The following is a 402-nucleotide window of genomic DNA, read 5'->3' as shown; positions in this document are numbered from 1 at the left end:
CGGGAGGTGGAGAATGCCGCGGCACAGGATCGGCTTGCCGTGGGTTTCGATCTGGAAGGTGCCATGCCGCTGCTGCGCAACCCCGACATGATCGCGCTCTACCACCGGCTGGGCGTGCACCAGATGCATTTCGCCTACAACCGCGCCAACGAGGCGGCGGGCGGTTGCTATGATCCGGGGGTTGGCCTCAGCGATCTGGGCAAGACACTGGTGGCGCGCTGTGAGGATGCCGGTGTCATCGTCGATTGTTCACATCTGAACGAACGCACGTCGCTCGACATCATGAAGATTGGACGGAACCCCGTCGTGTTCAGCCATTCCAATTGTCGCGCGCTCGAGCCCGACCTGCGCAACATCACGGATGCGATGATCGATGCCTGCGCCGAGCTTGGCGGCCTGATC

The 402-nt window shown here is 62.7% G+C and carries 1 protein-coding gene; it reads left to right on the top strand.

Annotated features, from left to right (window positions below; all coding sequences use genetic code 11):
- Positions 1-402: dipeptidase (locus CEV33_RS00375; RefSeq protein WP_208620112.1), on the top strand; the 402-nt coding region annotated here is incomplete at both ends.

Origin of the sequence: Brucella grignonensis (assembly GCF_002252505.1) — a bacterium.
GTDB lineage: Bacteria > Pseudomonadota > Alphaproteobacteria > Rhizobiales > Rhizobiaceae > Brucella > Brucella grignonensis.
Note: the sequence above shows the minus strand (reverse complement) of the source record. Positions and strands in the feature narration are given on the sequence as shown.